Origin of the sequence: Plasticicumulans sp. (assembly GCF_035331805.1) — a bacterium.
Lineage (GTDB): Bacteria > Pseudomonadota > Gammaproteobacteria > Competibacterales > Competibacteraceae > Plasticicumulans.
The window spans coordinates 1-3,038 of the sequence record NZ_DAOLKE010000393.1; the positions used below are offsets into that span (position 1 = coordinate 1).

A 3,038-nucleotide genomic window follows, 5' to 3' on the forward strand; every position below is an offset into this window, starting at 1 on the left:
TACTTCAGCGCGCCCGGGAAGTACTTCGCCGTCAGGCTGCGCGCCTCGACCGGCGCCGCGCCGCGGCTGATGGCGGCGGGGCCGTAGCTGCGCCAGTCGCGCACCCACAGCAGCTCGTCGCAGAGCTCCCGCATCGCCGGCGTCTCGCGATCGCCGATCAGCACGCCCTGGATGCGCAGGCCGCTCGCGCGCTTCGCCTGCGCGAGGCGCTCGACCAGCAGCCGCGGCAGGCCGAATTCGCCGTCGCTGGCGATCAGCACATCGGCGAGCCGCCACTGCGCATCGTCCATGCGATCGAGCGCGCGCGTGAGCGGGCCGGCGATGTCGGTGCCGCCCGAGAAGCTCTGTGCGATGAAATCGAGCAGCGCCTCGACGCCGTCGACGCTCAGCGGCAGCTCGCGCTCAGCGATGTCCTCGGGGCCGGAGAACGCATAGACGTAGCAGGGCCGCTGCTGCGCGTGCGCGACGCGCATCGCTTCGAGCACCGCGGCCTTGGCGACCTCGCCGGCCGCGCCCTGCATCGAACCCGAGGTATCGACGCAGACGACGATCGGCCCGCGCTCCATGCGCCGCTCGGGCAGCGGCTGCGGCAGGGGCTTGAGCACCGGCACCTCGACGACGACGTGCTCGCGCGCGCGGTTGCGTTCGCGGTAGGTGAGCAGCGTGCGTTCGGCGAAGCGCGCGAACCAGAGCTTGCGCAGCCGCGGATGGCCGAGCAGCTGCGCTTCGCTCGGCAGCATGCGCGCGACGCGCGCCGAGCGTTCAAGGCCGCAGGTTTCGCCGGCAACCTCGGGCACGGTGATCTCGCGCCACTGGCGCCGGTGTTCGACGGCCGATTCGTACTGCGGCAGCACCGGGGCGCTGTCGGGGTCGGGGTCGTCGGTCAGCAGCGCACGGCCGAGCCTGCGGATCGCCACCGACAGCGGCTCCAGGCGTTCGAGCAGCCGGCGGATGCGCACCAGGTCCTGCCAGCCGGCCGATTTCAGCAGACCGCGCGCCTCGTTCCAGCGCATCGCCTTGGCGACATCGCCGAGCGCGTCGAACACCCAGCGCCACTCGCGCACTTCCTCGACCATCTCCGCCCAGTCGGCCGCGAAGCGTTCAGCGGCCCGCGCAGCAGCATCCTCTTCGCTGGTGCCGGCCGGTTCGTCGATGGTGCGGTCGGCGTGAAACAGCAGCGACAGCAGCACGCGATCGGCGAGTTCCGGCTGGCCGGTGCAGAAGGCCGGCAGATCGAGCCGATCGAGCGTGTCGAACAGCGCCTCGCGCAGCACGCCGTGCGGCCAGCCGGGCGGCGGCCGTTCGCCACGGATCAGCGCCGCCCGCAGTTGCGGCAGCACGGCGAGGCGCGCGTGCAGCTCGCCGTGTGCGCAGACGATGGCCGGCGTGCCGAGGCGCGCCGGCAGCTCGGACAAGGGTGCAAGCGGGGTCTCGACCGCGGCGACGACGGCGGCCGGAGTCGATGCGGCCTGCGTCAGCCCGGGATCAGCCATCGACGGCGATCGGCGCCGGGGCCGTACCGGGCTCATCGGCGAGCGGCAGCGCGGCGAAGCCTTCGCGCACGTCGATCACGCGCGCGCGCAGCGCCGCAAACACAGCACGGGTCACAGCGAGCGGCTCGCGGACGCGATCGGCGAAATCCGGCGGCAGCCACAGATGCAGCCGCACGGTCTCTTCCAGTTCGAGCGCGATGCGATCCAGCCCGCCGAGCGCGGCATCGAACTCGGCGAGCAGCGCCCCGACCTGCTCGACGCGCGCGCCGATGTGACGCTCGCCGTACTGCTTGGGACGGATGAAGCCGGACAGGCCCTTGCGCCGCGAGCTGCGCAGGCCGTTGTCGTCGTCCTCGGCGCCGGCTTCGAGCGCGAGGCGCCCGGCGGCGTCGTAGTTCAGGTCGGTCGCCGTGCGCTCGAATTCGAGCTGCGCCTCGAAGGACTCAACGACGCGCGTCAGGCGCGCCGGCTGCAGCACGCGATCGGTGCCGAGGCGCTCGCCGTACCACTGCGCGACCGTGGCGCGCTGCGCGGCGGTTTCACCGACGCCGTACACGAGCAGCGCGCAGTCCCACAGATCGACCTGGCTGCGCCCGTGCGCGTGTGCGGCGATGCGCAGCAACTGCGCGAGCTTGCGCCAGCGCCGGTCGGTGACGGCGATGCCCTGCTCCAGCGTCCAGGCGCGCAGGTCGGCGATCAGCTCGACGACGGCGGCCGGCAGCGCCACGGCGGCCGCAGCCTGGCGCAGCGCATCGAGCTCGGCGTGATCGAAGCGGCAGGCATCCGGCACCGTGATCGCGATGTCATCCGGCAGCGCCAGCAGTTCCGGGAAGCGTCCGGCACCGACCGGCTGCACGTCGCAGCGCAGCAGGAAGCGGTCATGGAAGGCCGCGATCGCCTCGTCCTCGGGCACCTCGTTGCTCGCGGCGAGCACGGTCACCAGCGGCGTGCGCAGGCGCCGGCTGCCGTTGTCGAACTCGCGCTCGTTCAGCAGCGTCAGCAGCGCGTTCAGGATCGCACTGTTGGCCTTGAACACCTCGTCGATGAATGCGATCGAGGCCTCGGGCAGGAAGCCGGCGGTCTGGCGCTCGTAGCGGTCCTGTTCGAGCGCGACGATCGACAGCGGCCCGAACAGTTCCTCGGGCACCGAGAAGCGCGTCAGCAGACGCTCGAAGTAGCGCGCATCGCGCAGCGCATGCCGCAGCCGGCGCGCGAGTTCGCTCTTGGCGGTGCCGGGCGGCCCGAGCAGCAGCAGGTGCTCGCCGGCGAGCGCCGCCAGCAGCGACAACCGGATCTCGGTGTCGCGCTCGATCAGATGGGCCGACAGGGCATCGAGCAGCCCGCGCAGCCGTTCGTACAGCTCACTGCTCATGCGAGCGACCTCCGGAAGCGGAATCCTGGCAGTCTACTGCCACCGGCCCTGCCATGAGGGGTCCGGAAGCGGCAGACCGCTGCCGTGTTGCCTTCATTCCGGAGAAACCATTACGGGACGGGATGAACTTCGTTTCCCGGCAATGGCTTGATGCTGATCGTTTCCGGAGTTTC

At 71.6% G+C, this 3,038-nt stretch carries 2 protein-coding genes; both read right to left on the minus strand.

Annotated elements, in window-relative coordinates:
• The coding region (locus PKE44_RS17370; protein WP_324553776.1) for a VWA domain-containing protein at positions 1–1,493 on the minus strand (1,493 nt) is incomplete at its 3' end.
• Positions 1,486–2,865 (minus strand): AAA family ATPase, encoded by a 1,380-nt coding sequence (locus PKE44_RS17375; protein ID WP_324553778.1) that lies wholly within the window; start codon positions 2,863–2,865, stop codon positions 1,486–1,488. The genes PKE44_RS17370 and PKE44_RS17375, both read right to left, overlap by 8 nt.
• Between the last annotated feature and the right edge of the window lie 173 nt (positions 2,866–3,038).